This is a genomic window from Devosia rhizoryzae, assembly GCF_016698665.1.
Lineage (GTDB): Bacteria > Pseudomonadota > Alphaproteobacteria > Rhizobiales > Devosiaceae > Devosia > Devosia rhizoryzae.
The window spans coordinates 1,982,673-2,002,845 of the sequence record NZ_CP068046.1 but is presented as its reverse complement, the minus strand read 5'-3'; the positions used below and the strand labels follow the sequence as shown (position 1 = coordinate 2,002,845).

Sequence of the window (20,173 nt, the reverse complement as noted above, 5' to 3'; positions counted from 1 at the left end):
CCGCCAAACCCCGCCTAAAGCATGCGATGTCCCTAGACCAGACAACAGATTTTGTAAAACACCAAACGGTGACGCGCGACGCCTTTTTGGGCGGACGGCTCACTCTGTCGCAGCCGCGCAACGGCTTTCGCGCCGGGCTCGACAGCGTCTTGCTGGGCGCCGCAGTGCCGGTCGGAACGGGCAGGCTGCTGGATCTGGGGGCTGGGGTGGGGACCGCGGGCCTCGTTGCGCTGAGCCTGGGGCGAGCGGAACGGGCCGATCTTCTGGAGCGCGATGCGGCGACAGCGGCGCTGGCGCGGGACAATGTTGCGGGGAATGGGCTGGAAGCACGTGCCAAGGTGATCGAGGCGGATCTGACGATGGCAGATGCGCGGCGGGCGGCGGGGTGGGCCGACAACGGCTATGACGCCGTGATCGCCAATCCGCCATTCTTTGCTGCGGGGCAGGGGACGCTGGCCCCCGATCTGACTCGCGCCGATGCGAGGCATATGGAGCCCGATGCGCTCGATCTGTGGGGCCGCTGCGCCGCGGCCAGTGCCCGAGCCGGAGGAACGGCGATCTTCATCTATCCGGCGGAAGTGCTGAGCGCTCTGCTTGGAGCCCTCGATGGCCGCTTCGGAGGTCTGACGGTCTTGCCCCTTTCTCCCCGGCCGGACGCTCCGGCGACCCGCATCCTGCTGCGCGGCAGCAAGGGCTCGCGAGCGCCGCTGACGCTTTTGGCGAGCCGCGCCCTCCATGGCCCGGAGGGCAATGGATTCGTGCCGCATTTTGACGCGATCTTTCGTGGCGAGGCCGCGCTCGACTGGTAATCGCGGCAGGCTCCGCTTACATCAGGGTGCACGTTTCAAGATCGGACCGCTATGCTGCTGCGCATCCTGCTCTTCGTCTTCATCGCCGTCGTCATCTATCTCGGCGTGCGGCGCATCTGGATGGATTGGTCGGGCAAGTTTAACGCCGATGCGGCGGAAGCCAAGCGCCTGCGGCGCGAGCGCGACCTAGCCGAGCGGCAGCGGCCCGATGTCATTGACCTCAAGCGCGACGACGATGGCACCTATCGCCCCAACGACGACAAGCGGCATTGACCGCTCGGGGGCGTCAAACTAGAGCATTGTCCCGCAATCAAGGGACTTTGTGATGACCGACCGCCCCGCCCATATGGACCCACGGAACTCGTTCCAGGGCCTGATTCTGACCCTGCAGAATTTTTGGGCCGAGCAGGGCTGCGTCATTCTCCAGCCCTATGACATGCAGATGGGCGCCGGTACATTCCACACGGCAACGACGCTACGCGCCCTGGGGCCAAAGCCCTGGAAAGCCGCCTATGTGCAGCCTTCGCGCCGGCCCAAGGACGGCCGCTATGGCGAGAACCCCAACCGGCTGCAGCACTATTACCAGTTCCAGGTGATCCTGAAGCCATCGCCGGACAACATTCAGCAGCTCTATCTCGACTCGCTGGCTGCGATCGGGCTCGACCAGTCGGTTCATGACGTCCGCTTCGTCGAGGACGATTGGGAAAGCCCCACGCTCGGTGCCTGGGGGCTCGGCTGGGAATGCTGGTGCGACGGCATGGAAGTTTCCCAGTTCACCTATTTCCAGCAGGTCGCGGGCTTTGAATGCTCGCCGGTGCCCGGTGAAATCACCTATGGGCTCGAGCGCCTCGCCATGTATGTGCAGGGCGTCGAAAACGTCTACGACCTCAACTTCAACGGGCGCACCGGCGCCGATAAGGTCACCTATGGCGACGTGTTCCTGCAGAACGAGCAGGAGCAGTCCAAGTACAATTTCGAAGCCTCGGACACCGAGATCCTGTTCCGCCACTTCGAGGATGCCGAGCGCGAATGCCGCGCCATCCTTGCCAAGGGTGCCGAAGCCAACCGGCAGACCATGGCCATTCCGGCCTATGAGCAGGTCGTCAAGGCCTCGCACAATTTCAACATGCTGGACGCGCGAGGCGTCATTTCCGTAACCGAGCGGCAGAGCTATATCCTGCGCATTCGCGAGCTGGCCAAGGCCTGCGGCGAGGCCTGGCTGCAGACCGCCGGCGGCGGCGCGGAATAGCGCCTACCTCTCCGAGACCTCATGGTGAGCCTGCCGAACCACGAGGGCGCAGCCACCGACCTGCGTGTGCCCGACCTCGTCCTTCGACAAGCTCAGGATGAGGCTTCGACAAGCTCAGGATGAGGTCTCAGGGGCGTTGCATCCATAAGCCCAAACTGCCAGTGTCCCGTCCGTTGCTTGGGGGAGTCTAGCGTCTATGGAATGGGTCATCTTAGCGATCGTGGTCGGCCTCATCGGCTACGCGATCGTCATCTACAACAGCCTCGTGTCCAATCGGCAGATGGTCAAGGAAGGCTGGTCGGGCATCGATGTCCAGCTCAAGCGCCGCACCGACCTTATTCCCAACCTCATGGAAACGGTGAAGGGCTATATGGCCCATGAGCGCGAAACGCTCGACGCCGTGGTGAGCGCCCGCGCCAAGGCGACCAGCGCGCAATCGGCAAGCCCGGAAACCCGCGCCAAGGCGGAAGGCGAGCTGTCGACGGCGCTGGGCCGTCTCATCGCCGTGGCAGAGGCCTATCCGGACCTCAAGGCAAATACGACCTTCCTGGAATTCCAGACGGCGCTCCAAGGTGTCGAGGACGAAATCCAGCTCTCGCGCCGCTACTACAATGGCGCCGTGCGCAACCTCAACATCCAGGTCGAGAGCGTTCCGTCCAACATCATCGCCAACAGTTTTGGCTTCCGGCAGGCGGAATATTTCGAGCTCGAAAACGAAGCCGAGCGCGCCGTGCCATCGGTGAAGTTTTAGACCTGTATGGCCACACCCACCGGCTGTCACCCCGGCCTCGAGCCGGGGCCCATCTTGAGATTTCAGGATGGATCCCCGCCTTCGCAGGGATGACATCGAGTGTGGCATGTCTCCCGGGATGAAGATCATGCTGTCGCGTCTACTCGCCACCCTGGCTGTTCTCCTCGCGCTCACGCTGCCGACCTTGGCGCGCGAGGAGATCCGCTCCTTCGCATCCGACGTGACGCTGCGCACCGACGGGTCCGTGGCGGTGCTCGAGACGATCGACGTCAATGCCGAGGGCATCGACATAAGGCGTGGTATCTATCGCGATATCCCGGTGACGATGCTCAGCGCATCGGGCACCAAGATCCGCATCGATCTCGATGTGGAGGCGGTATCGCGCGCGGGGCGCCCCGAACTGTTCCGGGTCGAGCGCATGGGCGATTTCCAGCGCATCTGGATCGGCAATCCTGATGCGTTGCTGAGCGATGGCATGCACCGCTACACGATCCGCTACAGCATGGACCGCATGGCACGGCCCAGCGCCGATGGCGACGAGCTCTATTGGAATGCCACGGGCAATTATTGGGACTTTCCGATAATCCAGTCCGTCGCTCGGGTGACCCTGCCCGAGGGCGCGACCATCCAGAACCTGGCTGCATATACCGGCGCGGCCGGGTCGACCGAAACCGCAGTCGCCATCACGCGCGAGAGCGACACGACGGCCATATTCCGTACCGAGCGGGAACTCGGACCCGGGGAAGGGATGAGTTTTGCCGTTTCTTTTCCGGCGGGCATCGTCGCCTACCCTAAAGGTGCCGATGCCCTGCTCCAAACGGCTTCCGACACCCGCGAAATCTGGCTGCCGATCCTGGCGGTCATTGCACTCTTCGCCTTCAATTTCACCACCTGGTCCCGCATCGGCCGCGACCCGCCCAAGGGCACGGTGATCCCGCTCTTTCACCCGCCAAAGGGCTTTTCGCCGGCGCTGGTGCACTATGTGCACAAATGGGGTTTTGCAAACTCCGGCTGGACAGCGATGACGGCAGCGATTTTCGACCTCGGGGTCAAGGGGCTGGTGACCATCGACAACACCGCCAAGACGCTGACGGTTTCCGCCACCGGCAAGCAGCCAGGGGAAAAGCTGCCGACGGGCGAAAAGGTGCTGTTCGACTATTTTTCCAAGCGCGGTTCGGTCAGCTTCGACAAGACCAATGGCGTTGAACTGGGCACCAAGCGCAGCGAGTTTACCGGCGCCATCGAAGCGGAAAACCGCAAGATCTGGTTCAACAACAATTGGGGCTTTGCCGTCCTCAGCGTCGTTCTCGCCATCCTGGCTCTGGTCGGCATGGTGGCGCTCGACGCGCTCGATCCGGTCTGGCTGGTCGCTGCGGTTTTCGGCGGCATCTTCGTCGGCGTGATCGGCAGCGTTCTCTTTAACGTCATGAAATCCGGCCACGTGGTGCAGCGCATCATCCTGATCGTCTTCGTGGGCATCTTCCTATTCAACTTTGCCAGTGCGGCGCTTGCTGTTCTTACCACCGTGACCATCAACACCGCAGCGATAGCCGCGGGGTCGATCGTGGTGATGACGGTGATCTTTGCCGTGCTGATGCGTGCGCCGACGGTGCAGGGCCGCAAGATCATGGACGAGATCGAAGGCTTCCGGCTTTATCTCGACACGGCCGAAAAGAACCGGCTCAACATCAACAACGAGCCGCCTTTGACGGTGGAGCGCTTCGAGCGCATCCTGCCTTATGCCATCGCGCTGGATGTCGAAAAGCCCTGGTCCTACCACTTTGAGGCCGAACTCGCCCGCAACGCCCAGCCGCAAGGCAGCTATTCTCCACTCTGGTATTCGGGCCGCAACGGCGGCTGGAGCAATGGCGGCCTGTCGCGCGGCGTCGCCGCCGCAAGCTCCGGCATGGCCGCAGCCATGGTCGCCGCCCAACCGGTACAGGCAAGTTCCTCCGGCTCAAGCGGCGGCGGTTTCTCCGGCGGAGGCGGGGGCGGTGGCGGCGGGGGCGGTTGGTAGGCCATCGACAGAACCGCGCCCTCGCGCTAAGCACCCTGTGCCTTCACCTACCCGGTTGCCGCCATGCCTGAACTGCTGCTTGAACTTTTTTCCGAGGAAATTCCCGCCCGCTTTCAGCGTCGCGCGGCGGAGGACCTGAAGAAGGCCGTGACCAATGCCCTGGTCGATGCAGGTCTGGTTTATGAGGGCGCCAAGGCTTTTGCGACGCCGCGGCGGCTGGCGCTGGCAGTGTCGGGCTTGCCGGTGCGCTCGCCCGAGACGCGCGAGGAAAAGAAGGGCCCCAAGGTTGGGGCGCCGCAGCCGGCGATCGATGGTTTTCTACGCGCTTCTGGCTTGAGCTCGATCGAAGAGGCCAAGGTCGAGAGCGATCCCAAGAAGGGCGATTTCTATGTTGCCCGGATCGACAAGCCCGGCGCCGATGCCGTCGACCTGCTTTCGGGAATCCTGCCCAAAATCCTGGCTGACTTTCCGTGGCCGAAATCCATGCGCTGGGGCTCGGGCACGGCCACCTGGGTTCGGCCGCTACGCGCCGTGACGGCAACCTTTGGCACCGAGAATGACGAGCCGGTCGTGGTGCCGTTCACCGCCTTTACCCTGCAGTCGGGGCAGACGACCTTCGGCCATCGCTTCCTTTCGCCGGACGCCATCCGCGTCAAGCGCTTCGACGACTATGTGGTGGCGCTGGAGCGCGCCAAGGTGGTGCTGGATGCCGATCGGCGCAAGGAAATCATTCGCACCGATGCCGATCACCTGGCCTTTGCGCAGGGGCTGACGGTTATTCAGGATGAAGGCCTGCTCGAGGAAGTCGCGGGCCTCGTCGAATGGCCCAATGTGATGATGGGCTCGTTTGATCCGGACTTCCTCAAACTTCCCGAAGAGGTGATCATCGCCACCATCCGCGCAAACCAGAAATGCTTCTGCCTGCGCGATGCGTCCGGCAAGCTGGCGCCGAATTTTATCATCACCAGCAACACCATTCCCGCCGATGGCGGCGCGATCGTCGTGGCGGGAAATGAGCGCGTCATTCGCGCCCGCCTCTCAGACGCGGCCTTCTTCTATCAGGGCGACCTTGCAATTCCGCTCGAGCACGGGCTGCCGAAGCTCGAGGACATGGTGTTCCACGCCAAGCTCGGCACGCAGTTCGCCATGGTGGAAAAGCTGGTGGCGCTGGCGGCGGAGATCTCGCCGCAGGTCGGTGCCGATGTGGAAAAGACCAAGCGTGCGGCGATGCTCGCCAAGGCCGATCTGGTCACCGGCATGGTGGGAGAATTTCCGGAGCTGCAGGGCCTGATGGGGCGCTACTACGCGACCGCGCAAGGCGAGCCGGCGGAAATCGCGAACGCTGTCGAAATGCACTACAAGCCCGTTGGCCCCTCCGATCGCGTGCCGACCGAACCGGTGTCGATCGCCGTGGCGCTGGCCGACAAGCTCAATGTACTGACGAGCTTCTGGTCGATCGATGAAAAGCCGACCGGCTCACGCGACCCCTTCGCGCTGCGCCGAGCAGCGCTGGGCGTCATCCGCATCATTTCCGAGAACAACCTGCGATTTCCGCTCAAGGTCGACGCCGATCTCCTCGCCTTCTTCCATGATCGGCTCAAGGTCACGCTGCGCGATGCCGGGGCACGGCATGACCTGGTCGATGCGGTTCTGTCTTCGGACAGCAACGACATCCTGCAGATCACCCCGCGCGCCGAGGCGCTGTCGACGCTGCTGGCGACTGATGATGGTGCAAACCTGCTGGCCGGTTATAAGCGCGCCGCGAATATTCTTGCGGCCGAGGAAAAGAAGGACGGCACGCGCTATGATGGTCCGGTGGACCAGGCTGCGTTCCGCTTGCCCGAGGAAGAAGCGCTCGCTTTTGCCGTTGATGGCGTGCACGCCGCCGTGGCCGGGCATGTCGCCAAGGACGACTACAAGGGCGCCATGGCGGAACTTGCGACGTTGCGGGCGCCGGTCGACGCATTCTTCACGGCCGTTCTGGTCAACGACGCCGATCCGGCCGTGCGCATTAATCGCTTGAACCTCTTGGCTCGCCTTCGCGTTACCATGCACCTTGTGGCGGACTTTTCGAAGGTCGCTGGCTAACGGAGATTCTTGATGGCAGTCGGTCTTTTAGCTCTGCTCGACGACATTGCGGGCATCGTCAAGATCGCTGCCGCCTCGCTGGATGACATTGCCGGGCAAGCTGCCAAGGCAGGCGTAAAAGCCGCCGGCGCGGTGATCGACGACGCCGCGGTGACCCCCAACTATGTGCAGGGGTTCAAGGCCGATCGCGAATTGCCCATCGTCGGCAAGATCGCCTGGGGTTCGATCAAGAACAAGCTTTTGTTCCTGTTGCCCGCGGCGCTGCTGCTGAGCCTTTTCGCGCCCTGGCTGATCACGCCGCTGCTCATGATCGGTGGCGCCTATCTTTGCTATGAAGGCGCCGAAAAGATCTTCCACGCGCTGATGCCGCACGAGGCCGAGCATCATGAGGCGTCGCTCGAGCCGGCGGCGATCGACCCGCAGACGCTTGAAGACCAGAAGGTCGGCGGCGCGATCAAGACCGATTTCATTCTATCGGCCGAGATCATGACCATCATCCTCGCCGCGATCGAAACGCCGGACTTCTGGACGCGCGCGGCCATCCTGGCCGTGGCCGGGATCGGCATTACCTTTGCCGTCTATGGCGTCGTGGCGCTCATTGTGAAGGGCGACGATTTCGGCCTGTTTCTGGCCAAGAACGGCCGCACCGGCGGCGGCCGCGCGATTGGCCGCGGCATCGTGGTGGCCATGCCGCACTTCATGCGCATCCTCAGCATCATCGGCACCGCCGCCATGACCTGGGTCGGCGGCAGCATCGTCGTGCATGGGCTTTATGAGTTTGGCCTGGCCTGGCCCGAGCACATCATCGAAACTGCAGCCCATTGGGCAGAGGCGACGTTCCCGGCCATTGCTGGCTTTGCGGGGTGGCTGGCGACGGCTGCGGTTGACTTCGTCTTCGGCATTCTGATCGGCGCGCTTCTGATCCCGGTGGCCGGCTATGTCATTGCGCCGGCCTGGCGGGCGGTAAAGGGCATGCTGCCGAAGCGGGCCACGGCTTAGCATTAGCCCCCTCATCCGCCCTTCGGGCACCTTCTCCCGCGAGGGGAGAAGGGGAGCGCGCTACACTCCAACTTCCCCTCTCCCCTTGCGGGAGAGGGTGGATCGGCCAAAGGCCGAGACGGGTGAGGGGTTTCCCTAAACCGGCGGCGTAAGCGGGACGGCTTTTTTCTGCTTGAACGGCGCCATGCCTTCGCGGGCGAGTTCGTCGGCGCGTTCGTTGAGCTCGTCGCCAGCGTGACCCTTTACCCAGTGCCACTCGATCTCGTGGCGCTGCGTCGCTTCTTCGAGCGCCTGCCAGAGCTCGACATTTTTGACCGGCTTCTTGTCGGCGGTGCGCCAGCCATTGCGCTTCCAGCCATGCACCCAGCTCTGGACGCCATTCTTGACGTATTGGCTATCGGTATGAAGATCGATGTTGCAGGGCCTTGTGAGGGCCGTAAGCGCTTCGATTGCGGCCTTGAGCTCCATGCGATTGTTGGTGGTGAGAGCTTCGCCGCCCTTGAGCTCTTTGCGGTGGGCGCCGAACTGCAGGATCGCACCCCAGCCGCCAGGGCCGGGATTGCCTGAACAGGCCCCGTCCGTGTGGATCACCACGCGATCGCTCATCGGCCGACGGCCACTTCCATGGTACGCAGCACGCGGGGAATGTTGAAGGCGATGTTTTCTTCGGCCGTGACCTTGGTTTCGACCCGAACGTCGTAGCGCAGGGCGAAGGCGTCGATGACCTCCTCAACCAGCTTTTCGGGCGCCGAGGCGCCGGCGCTGACGCCCAGCGAAGAAAGGCCCGAATAAAGCGACCAGTCGATGTCTTCGGCGCGGTCGACAAGCGTTGCAACCTTGCAGCCGGAGCGCAGCGCCACTTCGACGAGGCGAAGCGAATTGGACGAGTTCTTGGACCCCACGACGATCATGGCATCGACCAGCGGCGCCACGGCCTTGATGGCCTCCTGGCGATTGGTGGTCGCGTAGCAGATATCTTCCTTGTGCGGACCGTTGATGGCGGGAAAGCGCGCCTTGAGCGCTTCAACGATCTCGCGCGTGTCGTCGACCGAAAGCGTCGTCTGCGTGACGAAGGCGAGGGTGTTCGGATCGCGCGGGGTGAAGGCATTGGCATCCGCGACGGTCTCGATCAGCGTCACGGCGCCCTCGGGCAACTGGCCCATCGTGCCGATCACTTCAGGGTGACCCGCGTGGCCGATCAGGACGATCTCGTGACCTTCCTCGAAATGGCGCGACGCCTCCACATGCACCTTGCTGACCAGCGGGCAGGTGGCATCGAGGAAGAACATGTTGCGCGTCCTGGCGTCGGCAGGAACGCTTTTGGGCACGCCGTGGGCGGAAAAAACCACTGGTGCGGCGCTATCGGGGATCTCGGAAAGTTCCTCGACAAACACGGCGCCCTTGGCTTTGAGGCCGTCGACGACATATTTGTTGTGAACGATGGCGTGTCGCACATAGACCGGGGCGCCATACTTTTCGAGCGCCAGTTCCACGATCTGGATGGCGCGATCGACGCCAGCGCAAAATCCGCGCGGCGCACAGAGCAGAATGTCGAGGTGCGGCCTTTTTTCCATGCCAGATCAGATGCTTTCGTGCTGCCCGCAAGTCAAGTGCTGTTGCGGTCGCTGAGGGCATGGGCAATATGAGCAGGTCGATGGGCAAGGAAGCCGCACAGTGAGTTTGGCGCAGGAAATGTTTGCGATTGCCCCGGCAATGGCGAAAGCGAACCTCAGCGCCAGTCAGCTCAAGCTTCTGACGGGCAAAGCGCGCTGGATTTTCCGCGTCGCCGATGCGGGTTTCCCAACGGTCCCGACCATCGCCATTACCCGTGCTGCCTGGGACGAACTGCAGGCCGAGCGCGGCCGCAAGGACAAAAGGCTGCGCACCCATTGGGTCGCCTGCCTGTTCAAGCTGGTGGACAAGGACGGCGTGCCGCCAAAGCTTGTGGTGCGCACCTCGGCCTCGGCCCACAATGGCGGGTTGATGCCGGCGCGCATCGGCATTCCCGCACCCGATCTGCCCGAAGACGCGGTGGACCCGAACCGGCCTCTGGCGCGGGCAATCAAGCAGGCATTTGAAAGCTATGGCTTTTCGGATCGCACCTGGACCGGGCGCGAAGAAGATCGCAGCCGCCAGATCGTCCTGGTCCAGGCCATGGCGGGTGGCGATGACGAGCAGTTTCTGACGCGCAATGCGACGACGGGCGCGCTGGGGCCGGCGCCGCTCGATGGCAGCCCGCTGCCGCGCATGCCCGACAGCGTCAATGCGCTGATCGCTCTCCTCGACGCCAAGGCTGGGCGGCACATGGCCTGCCTGGTCTCCGTTGAAAAAGGCACGTTGCGCTTTATCTCGGCGCGGCCTGTGCAGGCGACCCCGGGCGCAGAGCTCAATGCTGCGGTAGACCGGGTCGATCGCAAGGTGTGGACGCCGCAAAGCGCCGTCAGCCGCGTCGATGCCAATCGTTTGGCGCTGATGCTGCATCCGCGGTTGAAGTCTCCGGAAGGGGTGGCGCCGATCGCGGTAGGGCTCGGCGTGTCGCCGGGTGCCGCGACCGGCATCATCGTGTTCAACCCCGAAGACGCGGCACGGCTACGGGCGCGGGGGCAGCACTGCATTCTGGTGGTCAACGAGACCGGCCCGGCCGATATCGAGGGCATGCGCGCCGCGACTGGCATCCTGACCGCCCGCGGCGGCATGTCGAGCCATGCCGGCGTCATCGCCCGCATCACTGGCAAGCCTTGTGTCGCGGGCGTGCGCACCTTGTCGGTCGATGCCGTCGAAATGGTCTGCCGCATCGGCGATCGCGAATTCCGAGCCGGAGAAAGGCTAACCATCGATGGAACTGACGGCTCGGTCTATCTCGGTTCGCTGCCACTAACCCAGCCCCAGATCGGGGGCTCGATCGGCAAGCTTCTGGGCTGGTCGGACGCCAGCCGCTCCATCTCGGTGCGCACCAATGTGGAGACGGTGGATTCTGCGAGGACGGCGCTGAGCTTTGGGGCCGAGGGCATTGGCCTGGCGCGGTCCGAGCACATGTTTTTTTCAACCGAGCGCATGGTGGCGCTGCGCCGCATGATCCTTTCGGAAGACGAGGACGCACGCTCCCGCGCCTTGGCGGGGCTCGTCGACTACCAGACCGGAGACTATTCGGCGCTGTTTTCGGCGATGAAGGGCCTGCCGGTGACGGTGCGCCTTTTCGATCCGCCGCTGCATGAATTTTTGCCGCGCACCGACGAAGAAATCGAGGAAACCGCAGCGTCTCTGGGCGTCGCGGTGCGCGCGCTGCGGCTGCGGCTGGAGCGCATTGCCGAGATCAACCCGATGCTCGGGCATCGCGGTGTTCGCCTCGCGATCACCTATCCCGAAATCCTGCAAATGCAGATGCAGGCCATGCTGGCGGGCGCACGGGCAGCGAGTGAGACGCAGAACGAGCCCGTCATTGTCGAAATGATGGTGCCGTTTGTGTCGACCGCGACCGAAGTCTCCTGGGTGCGCGAGCGGGCGATGGCCATTGTGGAAAATGCCGGGCTCAGCCGATCGGAGCGGGTTAAATTTTCCTTCGGCACCATGATCGAGCTGCCGCGGGCGTGCCTGCGTACCGGCGACATCGCTCACATGGTCGATTTCATTTCCTTCGGCACCAACGATCTGACGCAAACGACCTTCGGCATTTCGCGCGACGATGCGCCAGCCTTCCTGGCCGCCTACCAGCGCAAGGGCGTTTACGAGCGTGATCCATTCGTTTCGCTGGACGTAAAAGGGGTGGGCGAGTTGATCCAGATCGCCATTCAGCGGGGCAGGGCCGCCAACCCAAAGCTCAAGATCGGCATCTGCGGCGAGCATGCCGGCGATCCGGCTTCGCTGCAGTTCTTTTCAGGGCTTGGCGTCGATTATGTCAGCTGTTCACCCTATCGTGTTCCAGTGGCGAGACTGACCTTGGCGCAAACCTCGACCTAAAAATTCGACTGAACGCACCTATATAAAAGGCACGACCGGCAAACGGCCGGCATGGAGGAAAGGGGCAAGTTGCCTGTGAAGAGAGTTCTAACCGTTTTGGCATTGCCAATGCTGATGTCGTTTCCGATGCCCGTTTTTGCACAGACGGGTGGGGCGCAATGCGCCGTTCTTGAAGAGGATACGGAACGGCTGGCTTGCTATGACGGGCTCTTTCGCAACACCGAAGTTGCTGCGGCGGGTGCTGCGGTGACGCTTGAATCCGAGCAGTTGATCCCGGCTCGGCCGAGTGGCCGGGCCCCGGCGACGATCACCGTTTCCTGTGAAGCCAGTGGTTTACAGGTGGCGTTCGGCTTTGCCGGCAACACCATGTCGATCCAGGGCAATGATACGGGCCTGACCTTGCAGTATGACCTGCAGCGCGCCCGCTCGAGCACGCTTCCCGTCAATGCCGAGAACACGGCGATCCTGCTCAACAACAACAGCGATGCGGTTGCCTTCCTCAATGCGCTGGAAGGCGCAACCAACCTGACGGTCCGGGTGACGCCGGCGTCGACCCGCTCGCTTAATGTCCGCTTCAACGTGGCCGACTTCGATCAGGTCGTCGCGCCTGTGGTTGAGTCTTGCGCCCAATAGTTCCAGGTGTCGGCTGCGACAAATTCGTTTGCCGCATCGCTGCCACATCAGCGCCCTTTCGCTGCCTGCAACGCCATTTACCTCGCGCTAACCCTAATCGCAGATGATCAACCTCGTCGGCAATTGTGACACTTTTGCCCGGCTTGTGTTGTGTAGCGTAGCGTTGAGTAGAACTTATGGCCCTTTCCCACCGGCCGGTGCCGTCGCGCCCGGTCAGAGCGGTTAGCTGGAGACTTCTGGCCGTCAGAACCCTGACGGCGAGTGTTGCAGTCTCCCTCGCCTATCTCGGCCTCGCTAGCGGCGCCTTTGGCCCAGGCTCGGACAGTGCCGCCGTTGCCAAGCTGACAGCCGAACCGGTTGTTGCCAAAGCGACCATCAACTTCTCCGGCGCGGCCCCGACCATAAACGGCTCCGTCGACCACCTTTTTGCCAGCGCCAGCTTTACCGGCCCGAACCGTGCGGAAAAAACCGACCGCATCCGGCCTGCCGCCGACCCTCTCGCCATTTCGCGCAGCTTTTCCGAAATCCGCACCAAGCTCGCAGCCCTGCGTGGACCTGCCGATCCGGCAGTGTTCGGGCAATCCGGCTTTGCCGCTGCCGACGGACAGGCAGAAGAGGGACCGCGCATGTCGTCCGCGGCGCTGCATCCGGGTGCGGCGGCAGCGCTCGACGCCATTGCCGGCATCGCTCCGACAACCGGCAGCATCACCTCCGACGTCACCATGCCGCAATCGATGCCCGAACAGCTTGCCTATGCTCGCGCCACCGCGCCCGCGACGGTGTTCGAGCTGCAGGGTGAGCCGATGGCCAACCTTTCCGACAAGGAAATGTGGTGCCTCGCAACGGCGATCTATTTTGAAGCGCGCGGCGAAACCTATCGCGGCCAGGTGGCCGTGGCACAGGTGGTGCTCAACCGTGTCAAGGATCACCGCTACCCCAATACGATCTGCGGCGTGGTGTTCCAGAACCAGAACAAGCGCAATGCCTGCCAGTTCAGCTTTGCCTGCGACGGCATTCCCGAGGCCGTCACCGAACGCGGCCCGTGGGCCCAAGCCGAAGAAATCGCGCAGAAGGTGACGAGTGGCGAGCTCTATCTCACCGAGGTCGGCGAAGCGACGCACTACCACGCCACCTACGTGTCGCCACCATGGGCGCGGCGCATGACCAAGGTCACGCAGGTCGGGCTGCACGTCTTCTACAAGTTCAAGACCGGCTGGCTGTTCGGCTAGCGCCAGCGGCCGATGCTGACAAAGGAATTGCCGTTGTAGGAGCCAAAGGCGGTCCACTTGCCGCGTGAGTAGGACGAGAAAAAGAACGCCGTCTTGGCGGCGGGTTCGACCTCGATGCCCGGATATTGGACATGCGGCGAGGTCAAGGCGTCGGTCGAGTAAGTGCCCGTTGCGGTTGATGAAATCTGCACATGGCTGACACGTCCGGCCTCGATCTTCTTGACCGTGACGGTGGAAATCGGATCGGTCGAGACGGAGGGGTCATAGTCGACTTCGTAATAACGGTCGTCGAACTTGACCAGCTTGTCGGTGTCGAACCCCGCCGGCATTTCGTCGGCGAAAGTTTCAAGAACATAGCCTGGCCCAAAGGCAGCCAACGCCGTGGCGCAAGCGGCGCCCAGCGTCATTCCCAAGAGCATGTGGCGGGTCGGCAGGTTCATCGCGGTGTCCCCAAACTGTTCCACTTCGGCACGCGGCCTTAACGGATCAGTAACCATCAAGTTTGGGACAGGCGACGATTAAGTTAGCGCAAGGTTAATGTGCACCGGCTTAAGAGGCAGGGATCAGGGCGCCAATCCCATCGAAGGCTTCGATAAAGCAGTCATGAGCCTGACGGGTTGGCCAGGGGCGGATCAGCCGGTCGAAATCATCGACCTCGAAGGCTTCCTGGGCCGGGGTGCCGAAGAGCCGACGGGCCTCGGGGGCTTCAAAGCCGGCAAGGTTGGTGGCCTCGAAGAAGGCGGCTTCCTGATCAGCTTTCTTGACGAGTTTGCTGACAGGACCCGGCATCGTCGCGGGAAGCGAAAACCGGAGGTAAATGGCCGCCAGCAAACCTTTTTCGACCTCCTTGTAGCTGCCGCCGATCACCGCCTTGAAGGGCGAGATCATGTCGCCGACGACATATTCCGGCGCGTCGTGGAGGAGGCATTGCAGTTGCGCCTCTGGGCCGGCTTCCGGGTTGGCGGCGCGGAAGAGTTCGAGCACGAGGACGGAGTGCTGGGCGACGGAAAAGGGATAATCGCCCGAGGTCTGGCCGTTCCAGCGGGCGACGCGGGCCAGGCCGTGGGCGATGTCGGAGAGCTCCACATCGACCGGCGAGGGGTTCAGGATATCGAGGCGGCGGCCCGACAGCATGCGCTGCCAGGCACGGGAGCTTTGACGTGTCATGTGAGCCAGATGTGCCAGATCGCCGTGAGCGCCGACATTAGCAAATGCGGTCGATTCTGGAACGAGGTGCTATTCTTCTGCGACAGTGTCGCCGAAGTGGTAGGTCGCCCAGGCCGGGAGGGCGATTTTGACGGGTTTGCCGTCGACAGTGACGGTACTCGGGCCAGTGATGCGGTCGAGGCGGATGATCGCAACGGCGCCACCATCGACGACCTGACCCACCGTGCCGGCCTCACGTCCGTTGGCCAAGACAGGCGAGCCGGCTGGAGCATCGATGCTGCTGACCATCACCGGGCGCCGCCGCGCAGTGCCGCGATGCTTCATGCGGGACACGACTTCCTGGCCGACATAGCAGCCCTTGGCGAAGTCGATGCCGCCCAGGATGTCCATGCCGATATCGTGGGCGAAAGTGTCGTTGGCCGGGAAGTCATTGCCCTGATGGAGGATGCCGGCGGCGATGCGGGCCTTTTGATAGGGCGTGTCGTCGGCGACCCAATCGGCTGTTTGCTCGACCGGAGCGATGACACGGAAGCCGAGATCACGATCGCGGTCCCCGGCATCGGTCGAGAAGCCGACGCGGTGGGTGGCGCGGAGGTCTTCGATCTCGACTTTGGCGCGAAGCTTGTACATGCGCATGCGCTTGAAGAAGTCGTCGGCGACGGATTGGTGGACGTCGAGCCAGAGCGCGCCGTCGGCAAAGCTGGCGAGACCTTCGGCAAGGATCTTGCCCTGCGGCGACAGCAGCGCCCACCACGCGGCAGTGCCGGCCTCGGTGGGGATCTGGCCCGTGACAACATCGTTGATGAGGCGGTGCGCGTCCTCGCCGGAGAAGCGGAACACGGCGCGGTCGGCGCGAAGATAGGTGGTCATGGCTTGCCTCAATGCCCTTGTTGCGTTTGTTGCGTGCGGCACACTACAAAACGCTACATCACGCAACAGGGTCACGAGACATGGCGCAGTACGACACCATTTTCAAGAACGCCACCGTGGTCAACCAGGACGGCGAGGGGCTGGCGGACATCGCCGTACGTGGCGGCAAGATTGCGGCGCTGGGCACGATCGAGGGTTCGGCCGCCGAGGTGGTGGACTGCAAGGGGCTGCATATCCTGCCTGGCGTCATCGACACGCAGGTGCATTTTCGCGAACCGGGGCTGACGCACAAGGAAGACCTCGAGTCTGGTTCACTCGGCGCGGTGATGGGCGGGGTGACCGGTGTCTTCGAGATGCCCAACACCAATCCTCTGACCACGACGCGCGAGACGTTCGAGGCCAAGATCGCGGCAGGCACCAACCGCATGCATTGCGACTTCGCCTTCTATATCGGCGGCACGCATGAAAATGTCGGCGAACTGGCGACGCTTGAAAAGCTACCGGGCTGTGCCGGGGTTAAGGTGTTCATGGGCTCGTCCACCGGGTCGCTCCTGGTGCAGGACGATGAAGGGGTGGAAGCCATCCTGCGCGCGATCTCCCGCCGCGCCGCCTTCCACTCGGAAGACGAGTATATGCTGGAGGAACGTAAAGGACTGCGCGTGCCGGGCGATCCGTCCAGCCATCCGGTCTGGCGCTCGCCGGAAGTGGCGATGAGTTGCACGACTCGGCTCGTCAACCTTGCCCGCAAGACCGGCAAGCGCATCCATGTGCTCCATATCTCGACCAAGGAAGAGATGGTCTACCTCGCCGACCACAAGGATGTGGCGAGCGTCGAGGTGACGCCGCACCATCTGACGCTCGACGAAACGGCATATACGCGGCTCGGCACCTATGCGCAGATGAACCCGCCGGTGCGCGACAAGGCGCATCGCGAAGGCATCTGGAAGGGCGTCGCCAATGGCGTTGCCGACATTCTGGGGTCCGACCACGCGCCGCATACGCGCGAGGAAAAGGACCATCCCTATCCGCAGAGCCATTCGGGCATGACGGGCGTGCAGACGCTGGTGCCGACCATGCTGGACCACGTCAACGCCGGGCGGCTGTCGCTGCAGCGGTTCGTGGATATGACCAGTGCGGGGCCCAACCGGCTGTTCGGCATTGCCGGCAAGGGGCGGATCGCAGTGGGCTATGATGCTGATTTGACGGTGGTGGATCTAAAACGCCGGGAGACGATCACCACTGAGTGGATCAAGAGCCGGGCAGGGTGGACGCCCTATGATGGGGTGACGGTTACCGGCTGGCCGGTGGGCACGGTGGTGCGTGGCAAGACGGTGATGTGGCAGGGGGAGTTGGTGACGGCGGGGCAGGGGCAGCCGATGCGGTTTTTGGAGGCATTGGCTTAGGAAGACCCCTCATCCGTCTCGCGCGTTGCGCGAGCCACCTTCTCCCGCGAGGGGAGAAGGGTAGGTGCGGTGGCTAAACGAACGCCCTGCCCCCTTCTCCCCTTCGCGGGAGAAGGTGCCCGAAGGGCGGATGAGGGGGCCTACTGCAAAATCCGGTCGAGGTTGTATTCCCCGCTGCGGATGCGGTCGGGGAGTTGGGCGACGAGGTCGGCCGTTGCTTCGTCGCCGTGCTGGCGCACGAAGGTGGCGAGGGCGACAAAAAGCGAGGCGTGGGCGAGCGCTGCGGTTTCGACGCCGTCTTCTTCGGCTTCGTTCCAGGCTTCGGCGAGGTATTCGAGCGCTAGCTGGCGCTCGGCCTGGCCGAGATCAAGCGGTCCTTGCCCGGAGGCTGGCGAGAAGAGGGATTTGGTCGTGCTCATGGGAAGGGCATAACATGGGATAATGGCCGCCGCGCGCGAGAAGTAACCCGAAGGTTAATGCCGCATCAGCAATTGCGGCTATTCTGCGAAACGGGTGTGGATGTCCCGCGCCAACTTTTGTGCTTCGCCCAAAAGACGGGTTAGCGCTTCGCGCGAAGCTGGGGTGCACTGCTTGTGAAAGCGGGCAAAGGCCGTATAGCCGCCGTTGAAAGCTCCGGCCAGGCGTTGACGGCGATCGTCGTCGGGCTCGTCGAGGGCAATGAGTTCGCTCATCTGTTCGCGCCAGTCCTCGTCGCCCGCTTCGCAAAGCGGCTGCAGGTAATAAAGGCTGCCCATAATCTCGGCGAGCCGCTCCATCTGCCGCTGGTAGGGCGGGTCGATGGCAAGGGTGGGGGCTGTGAGGGAGAGCGCTACGGCAAGAGCGGTGAAGGACTGTTTCCAGCCGTGCGCTCTTTTTGCTCCCTCCCCCCTTGAGGGGGAGGGTTGGGGTGGGGGGTAGTCCGGTGTATCGCCGAGGGACCCCCACCCTCGGTCCCTCCCCTCAAGGGGGAGGGAGGCGCAGGAGCCGAGAATCAAGTCTTTGGGCAAGAGGGGTCGAGGAAATTTCATGACCCGCTCTCTACCAGCTTTGGCCCAGAACCTTGAAGCATTCTCTGATCACGTCGTCGAGGCGGGAGGTGGTGCGCAGGGCGTGGACCATGCCCGGATCGGCCCACATATGGGCGGAGATCTCCTCGGATGGACGCATGACGCCGGAAAAATCGGTGCTGACGAAGACGGCGAGGCGGTATTCGCCGTCTCGGCCGAGCGCCTGCTGCATGACGAGCTTTGGATTGCGGATCGTGATCGCGAGCTCTTCCTGGAGTTCGCGCGTGGCGCATTGCTCGATGGTTTCGCCCGGCTCCAGCCGCCCGCCCGGAAATGTCCAGAGGTTCTGGTAGGGCGCAAAGGCCCGCTTGATCAGCAGGATCTTGCCCTCGCGGACGAGGCCGACGCTGGCAGCATTGGGGAGGTCGGTCATTGGGGCGCCGATTTGCGATTCGTGTCTCAAGACATTACCTGTCCAAGAGTGAAGGAGACATGCCATGTGCGGCCGCTACGCCTCGACATTGCCGCCCGAAATGATGGTTGAGCTCTTCAAGCTCTTGAAGAGCATCGACGTCGTGCCGCGCTTCAACATTGCGCCAACGCAGCCGGTGGTCGGCATATGGGAATCCGAGGGCAGGCGCGAACCGCATTTTGCGCGCTGGGGCCTGGTGCCCGGCTGGGTCAAGGATCCGCGCGAGTTCCCGCTTCTGGTCAATGCGCGCGCCGAGGGCATGGAAAGCAAACCGGCTTTTCGCGACGCTCTCAAGCACGGGCGCTGCATCGTTCCGGCAAGTGGCTATTACGAATGGCACACCGGACCGGACAAGCGGAAGCAGCCCTATTATATTACCCGCGCCGACGAAAAGCCGATGGCGCTGGCGGGGCTTTATGCCACCTGGTCGGGGCCGAACGGGGAAGAAGTCGATAGCCTTGCCACCATTACCGTGGCGGCCAATCCGCAGCTATCGGTGATCCATGACCGCATGCCGGCGATCCTGATGGATGAAGAGGCGCAGGACAATTGGCTGAATGTGCGCGAGGTTCGGGCAAAGGAAGCGGCGCAGATGGCGCTGCCGCTCGAGGATGGCGTGCTGAAATTTCACCCCGTCTCGATGCGGGTCAATTCGGCGCGAGACGATGACGAGGGGCTGATCGAGCCGGTGGCGCTGGAGCCGTCCGAGCCAGTGCCGGTCAAAATGAAAAAGGCCGCTGGCGGCGGCGGACAACTGGACTTGTTTTGAGATGAGCCGGCATCCGCCCGGAAAGGCGGATGCCGAGGCGCATTAGTTCGTGGTTGTGGTCGTGGTGGTGCTGGTCGCCCCGGCACCGGCATCCGTGCCAGTGGTTGCGCCGGCGTCGGTGCCGGTCGTTGCACCAGCGTCGGTACCCGTCGTGGCGGCGCCGTTCGCTCCGGCACCAACCGCGCCATCAACCATGAAGCCGCCCGCCGCGCAGGCTGCTTGATCGATGTTGTTGACGTCCAGCGTCGCGAAATCGATGGTGCCGGCAGCGCCACCCGTTGCGCCTGCACCTGCGGTGCTGTCGGTCGACATGTCCGTGCCAGTTGCCGCGGCTTCTGCGCCAGCGGCAGCGCCAGCACCGGCAGCCATGTTGCCGGCGTCACCGCCAGCAGCCGCGCCGGCTTCGGTGGTGGCCGCACCGGCCGCTTCCATATTGGCTTCTGCTTGCGCTGCTTCTTCCGTTCCGGTGGCGTCGGCGGTCGGTGCGCCCGGTTCGGCATTGGCGTTCATGTCGCTATCGGAACCGCCCAGCGTATCGCAATGGGCCTGGATACGGGCAACCTGGTCCTCCGGCACGGCGGTGCCGTTCAGCGTATAGTCCTGGGCAAAGCTCGGGCTGGCGATCGCCAGGCCAAGGGCGGCCAGCGACGTGGCCAAAATTTTCGCGTTCATCTGAGACTCCTCTTCTCACGGGCATCTGCCCAGGGGAGCCAACGAGCAAGTATTGCACCGGTTGCTAAGGTTAACACATCA

General features: G+C 63.3%; 21 protein-coding genes and 1 pseudogene. 12 read left to right on the top strand and 10 right to left on the bottom strand.

What is annotated here, in order from left to right; genetic code table 11:
• Positions 1-26 precede the first annotated feature (26 nt).
• The 7 genes from JI748_RS09985 (at position 27) to JI748_RS09955 (ending at position 7,913) form a co-directional block, all read left to right on the top strand.
• Positions 27-809: a tRNA1(Val) (adenine(37)-N6)-methyltransferase gene (locus JI748_RS09985; protein ID WP_201630037.1), complete on the top strand. Its 783-nt coding sequence runs from the start codon at positions 27-29 to the stop codon at positions 807-809.
• 51 nt (positions 810-860) lie between these two features.
• Positions 861-1,082, top strand: coding sequence for a hypothetical protein (locus JI748_RS09980; protein WP_201630035.1), 222 nt, complete (start codon positions 861-863; stop codon positions 1,080-1,082).
• Positions 1,083-1,134: 52 nt separating this feature from the next.
• Positions 1,135-2,058 (top strand): glycine--tRNA ligase subunit alpha, encoded by a 924-nt coding sequence (locus JI748_RS09975; RefSeq protein ID WP_233280486.1) that lies wholly within the window; start codon positions 1,135-1,137, stop codon positions 2,056-2,058.
• A 196-nt stretch (positions 2,059-2,254) separates the two neighbouring features.
• Positions 2,255-2,809 carry a LemA family protein gene (locus tag JI748_RS09970; RefSeq protein ID WP_201630033.1) on the top strand — a complete coding sequence of 185 codons (555 nt, stop codon included), beginning with the start codon at positions 2,255-2,257 and terminating at the stop codon, positions 2,807-2,809.
• 127 nt (positions 2,810-2,936) lie between these two features.
• On the top strand, positions 2,937-4,826 hold the full coding sequence (locus JI748_RS09965) for a DUF2207 domain-containing protein (protein ID WP_201630032.1): 1,890 nt from the start codon (positions 2,937-2,939) through the stop codon (positions 4,824-4,826).
• A 63-nt stretch (positions 4,827-4,889) separates the two neighbouring features.
• Positions 4,890-6,914: a glycine--tRNA ligase subunit beta gene (gene glyS, locus JI748_RS09960; protein ID WP_201630031.1), complete on the top strand. Its 2,025-nt coding sequence runs from the start codon at positions 4,890-4,892 to the stop codon at positions 6,912-6,914.
• A 12-nt stretch (positions 6,915-6,926) separates the two neighbouring features.
• Complete coding sequence (locus JI748_RS09955) at positions 6,927-7,913, top strand: DUF808 domain-containing protein (RefSeq protein WP_201630030.1); 987 nt, start codon at positions 6,927-6,929, stop codon at positions 7,911-7,913.
• A 4-nt stretch (positions 7,914-7,917) separates the two neighbouring features.
• Here JI748_RS09955 and JI748_RS17610 read toward each other — a convergent pair.
• From JI748_RS17610 to ispH, 3 genes and pseudogenes are all read right to left on the bottom strand, one after another.
• A pseudogene (locus JI748_RS17610) lies at positions 7,918-8,016 on the bottom strand (endonuclease domain-containing protein); the annotation flags it as partial.
• 32 nt (positions 8,017-8,048) lie between these two features.
• Positions 8,049-8,519 carry a ribonuclease HI gene (gene rnhA, locus JI748_RS09950; protein ID WP_201630029.1) on the bottom strand — a complete coding sequence of 157 codons (471 nt, stop codon included), beginning with the start codon at positions 8,517-8,519 and terminating at the stop codon, positions 8,049-8,051.
• Positions 8,516-9,487: a 4-hydroxy-3-methylbut-2-enyl diphosphate reductase gene (ispH, locus tag JI748_RS09945; RefSeq protein ID WP_201630026.1), complete on the bottom strand. Its 972-nt coding sequence runs from the start codon at positions 9,485-9,487 to the stop codon at positions 8,516-8,518. Before ispH ends, rnhA begins: the two co-directional genes overlap by 4 nt.
• A 100-nt stretch (positions 9,488-9,587) precedes the next feature.
• Between ispH and JI748_RS09940 the strand changes: the two genes are divergently transcribed.
• The 3 genes from JI748_RS09940 to JI748_RS09930 all read left to right on the top strand — a co-directional run bounded on the left by JI748_RS09940 (position 9,588) and on the right by JI748_RS09930 (position 13,732).
• On the top strand, positions 9,588-11,870 hold the full coding sequence (locus tag JI748_RS09940; RefSeq protein ID WP_201630025.1) for a putative PEP-binding protein: 2,283 nt from the start codon (positions 9,588-9,590) through the stop codon (positions 11,868-11,870).
• Positions 11,871-11,996: 126 nt separating this feature from the next.
• The gene (locus JI748_RS09935; protein WP_201630024.1) at positions 11,997-12,503 is read left to right on the top strand and encodes a hypothetical protein; all 507 of its coding nucleotides are present in this window, start codon (positions 11,997-11,999) and stop codon (positions 12,501-12,503) included.
• Between the two features lie 176 nt (positions 12,504-12,679).
• Entirely contained in the window at positions 12,680-13,732 is a 1,053-nt protein-coding gene (locus tag JI748_RS09930) for a cell wall hydrolase (protein ID WP_201630022.1), read from the top strand.
• Here JI748_RS09930 and JI748_RS09925 read toward each other — a convergent pair.
• The 3 genes from JI748_RS09925 to ygfZ all read right to left on the bottom strand — a co-directional run bounded on the left by JI748_RS09925 (position 13,729) and on the right by ygfZ (position 15,769).
• The gene (locus JI748_RS09925) at positions 13,729-14,172 is read right to left on the bottom strand and encodes a hypothetical protein (RefSeq protein ID WP_201630021.1); all 444 of its coding nucleotides are present in this window, start codon (positions 14,170-14,172) and stop codon (positions 13,729-13,731) included. The two genes, JI748_RS09930 and JI748_RS09925, sit on opposite strands and share 4 nt — an antisense overlap.
• Before the next feature lie 109 nt (positions 14,173-14,281).
• Positions 14,282-14,899 carry an HD domain-containing protein gene (locus JI748_RS09920; RefSeq protein WP_201630015.1) on the bottom strand — a complete coding sequence of 206 codons (618 nt, stop codon included), beginning with the start codon at positions 14,897-14,899 and terminating at the stop codon, positions 14,282-14,284.
• A gap of 69 nt (positions 14,900-14,968) precedes the next feature.
• Entirely contained in the window at positions 14,969-15,769 is an 801-nt protein-coding gene (gene ygfZ, locus JI748_RS09915) for a CAF17-like 4Fe-4S cluster assembly/insertion protein YgfZ (RefSeq protein WP_201630013.1), read from the bottom strand.
• Positions 15,770-15,849: 80 nt separating this feature from the next.
• On the opposite strand from ygfZ, the gene JI748_RS09910 reads away from it, so the two are divergent.
• Positions 15,850-17,172 (top strand): dihydroorotase, encoded by a 1,323-nt coding sequence (locus tag JI748_RS09910; RefSeq protein WP_201630011.1) that lies wholly within the window; start codon positions 15,850-15,852, stop codon positions 17,170-17,172.
• Between the two features lie 140 nt (positions 17,173-17,312).
• On the opposite strand, the gene JI748_RS09905 is transcribed toward JI748_RS09910, so the two are convergent.
• The 3 genes from JI748_RS09905 to JI748_RS09895 form a co-directional block, all read right to left on the bottom strand.
• Entirely contained in the window at positions 17,313-17,591 is a 279-nt protein-coding gene (locus JI748_RS09905; protein ID WP_201630009.1) for a hypothetical protein, read from the bottom strand.
• Positions 17,592-17,669: 78 nt separating this feature from the next.
• The gene (locus JI748_RS09900; RefSeq protein WP_201630007.1) at positions 17,670-18,200 is read right to left on the bottom strand and encodes a TIGR02301 family protein; all 531 of its coding nucleotides are present in this window, start codon (positions 18,198-18,200) and stop codon (positions 17,670-17,672) included.
• Between the two features lie 10 nt (positions 18,201-18,210).
• On the bottom strand, positions 18,211-18,612 hold the full coding sequence (locus JI748_RS09895; RefSeq protein ID WP_201630005.1) for an NUDIX domain-containing protein: 402 nt from the start codon (positions 18,610-18,612) through the stop codon (positions 18,211-18,213).
• 64 nt (positions 18,613-18,676) lie between these two features.
• Here JI748_RS09895 and JI748_RS09890 point away from each other — a divergent pair, with 64 nt between their 5' ends.
• On the top strand, positions 18,677-19,420 hold the full coding sequence (locus tag JI748_RS09890; protein WP_201630003.1) for an SOS response-associated peptidase: 744 nt from the start codon (positions 18,677-18,679) through the stop codon (positions 19,418-19,420).
• 42 nt (positions 19,421-19,462) lie between these two features.
• On the opposite strand, the gene JI748_RS09885 is transcribed toward JI748_RS09890, so the two are convergent.
• Positions 19,463-20,092, bottom strand: coding sequence for a hypothetical protein (locus JI748_RS09885; RefSeq protein ID WP_201630001.1), 630 nt, complete (start codon positions 20,090-20,092; stop codon positions 19,463-19,465).
• Positions 20,093-20,173: the final 81 nt, after the last annotated feature.

What these genes read in the sequence shown, in the direction of transcription:
- JI748_RS09895 (WP_201630005.1), bottom strand. Translation starts at nt 18,612, where the DNA reads ATGACCGACCTCCCCAATGCTGCCAGCGTCGGCCTCGTCCGCGAGGGC.
- JI748_RS09980 (WP_201630035.1), top strand. Translation starts at nt 861, where the DNA reads ATGCTGCTGCGCATCCTGCTCTTCGTCTTCATCGCCGTCGTCATCTAT.
- JI748_RS09975 (WP_233280486.1), top strand. Translation starts at nt 1,135, where the DNA reads ATGACCGACCGCCCCGCCCATATGGACCCACGGAACTCGTTCCAGGGC.
- JI748_RS09930 (WP_201630022.1), top strand. Translation starts at nt 12,680, where the DNA reads ATGGCCCTTTCCCACCGGCCGGTGCCGTCGCGCCCGGTCAGAGCGGTT.
- rnhA (WP_201630029.1), bottom strand. Translation starts at nt 8,519, where the DNA reads ATGAGCGATCGCGTGGTGATCCACACGGACGGGGCCTGTTCAGGCAAT.
- JI748_RS09920 (WP_201630015.1), bottom strand. Translation starts at nt 14,899, where the DNA reads ATGACACGTCAAAGCTCCCGTGCCTGGCAGCGCATGCTGTCGGGCCGC.
- JI748_RS09970 (WP_201630033.1), top strand. Translation starts at nt 2,255, where the DNA reads ATGGAATGGGTCATCTTAGCGATCGTGGTCGGCCTCATCGGCTACGCG.
- JI748_RS09935 (WP_201630024.1), top strand. Translation starts at nt 11,997, where the DNA reads ATGCCCGTTTTTGCACAGACGGGTGGGGCGCAATGCGCCGTTCTTGAA.
- JI748_RS09900 (WP_201630007.1), bottom strand. Translation starts at nt 18,200, where the DNA reads ATGAAATTTCCTCGACCCCTCTTGCCCAAAGACTTGATTCTCGGCTCC.
- glyS (WP_201630031.1), top strand. Translation starts at nt 4,890, where the DNA reads ATGCCTGAACTGCTGCTTGAACTTTTTTCCGAGGAAATTCCCGCCCGC.
- ispH (WP_201630026.1), bottom strand. Translation starts at nt 9,487, where the DNA reads ATGGAAAAAAGGCCGCACCTCGACATTCTGCTCTGTGCGCCGCGCGGA.
- ygfZ (WP_201630013.1), bottom strand. Translation starts at nt 15,769, where the DNA reads ATGACCACCTATCTTCGCGCCGACCGCGCCGTGTTCCGCTTCTCCGGC.
- JI748_RS09985 (WP_201630037.1), top strand. Translation starts at nt 27, where the DNA reads ATGTCCCTAGACCAGACAACAGATTTTGTAAAACACCAAACGGTGACG.
- JI748_RS09965 (WP_201630032.1), top strand. Translation starts at nt 2,937, where the DNA reads ATGCTGTCGCGTCTACTCGCCACCCTGGCTGTTCTCCTCGCGCTCACG.
- JI748_RS09910 (WP_201630011.1), top strand. Translation starts at nt 15,850, where the DNA reads ATGGCGCAGTACGACACCATTTTCAAGAACGCCACCGTGGTCAACCAG.
- JI748_RS09890 (WP_201630003.1), top strand. Translation starts at nt 18,677, where the DNA reads ATGTGCGGCCGCTACGCCTCGACATTGCCGCCCGAAATGATGGTTGAG.
- JI748_RS09955 (WP_201630030.1), top strand. Translation starts at nt 6,927, where the DNA reads ATGGCAGTCGGTCTTTTAGCTCTGCTCGACGACATTGCGGGCATCGTC.
- JI748_RS09885 (WP_201630001.1), bottom strand. Translation starts at nt 20,092, where the DNA reads ATGAACGCGAAAATTTTGGCCACGTCGCTGGCCGCCCTTGGCCTGGCG.
- JI748_RS09925 (WP_201630021.1), bottom strand. Translation starts at nt 14,172, where the DNA reads ATGAACCTGCCGACCCGCCACATGCTCTTGGGAATGACGCTGGGCGCC.
- JI748_RS09905 (WP_201630009.1), bottom strand. Translation starts at nt 17,591, where the DNA reads ATGAGCACGACCAAATCCCTCTTCTCGCCAGCCTCCGGGCAAGGACCG.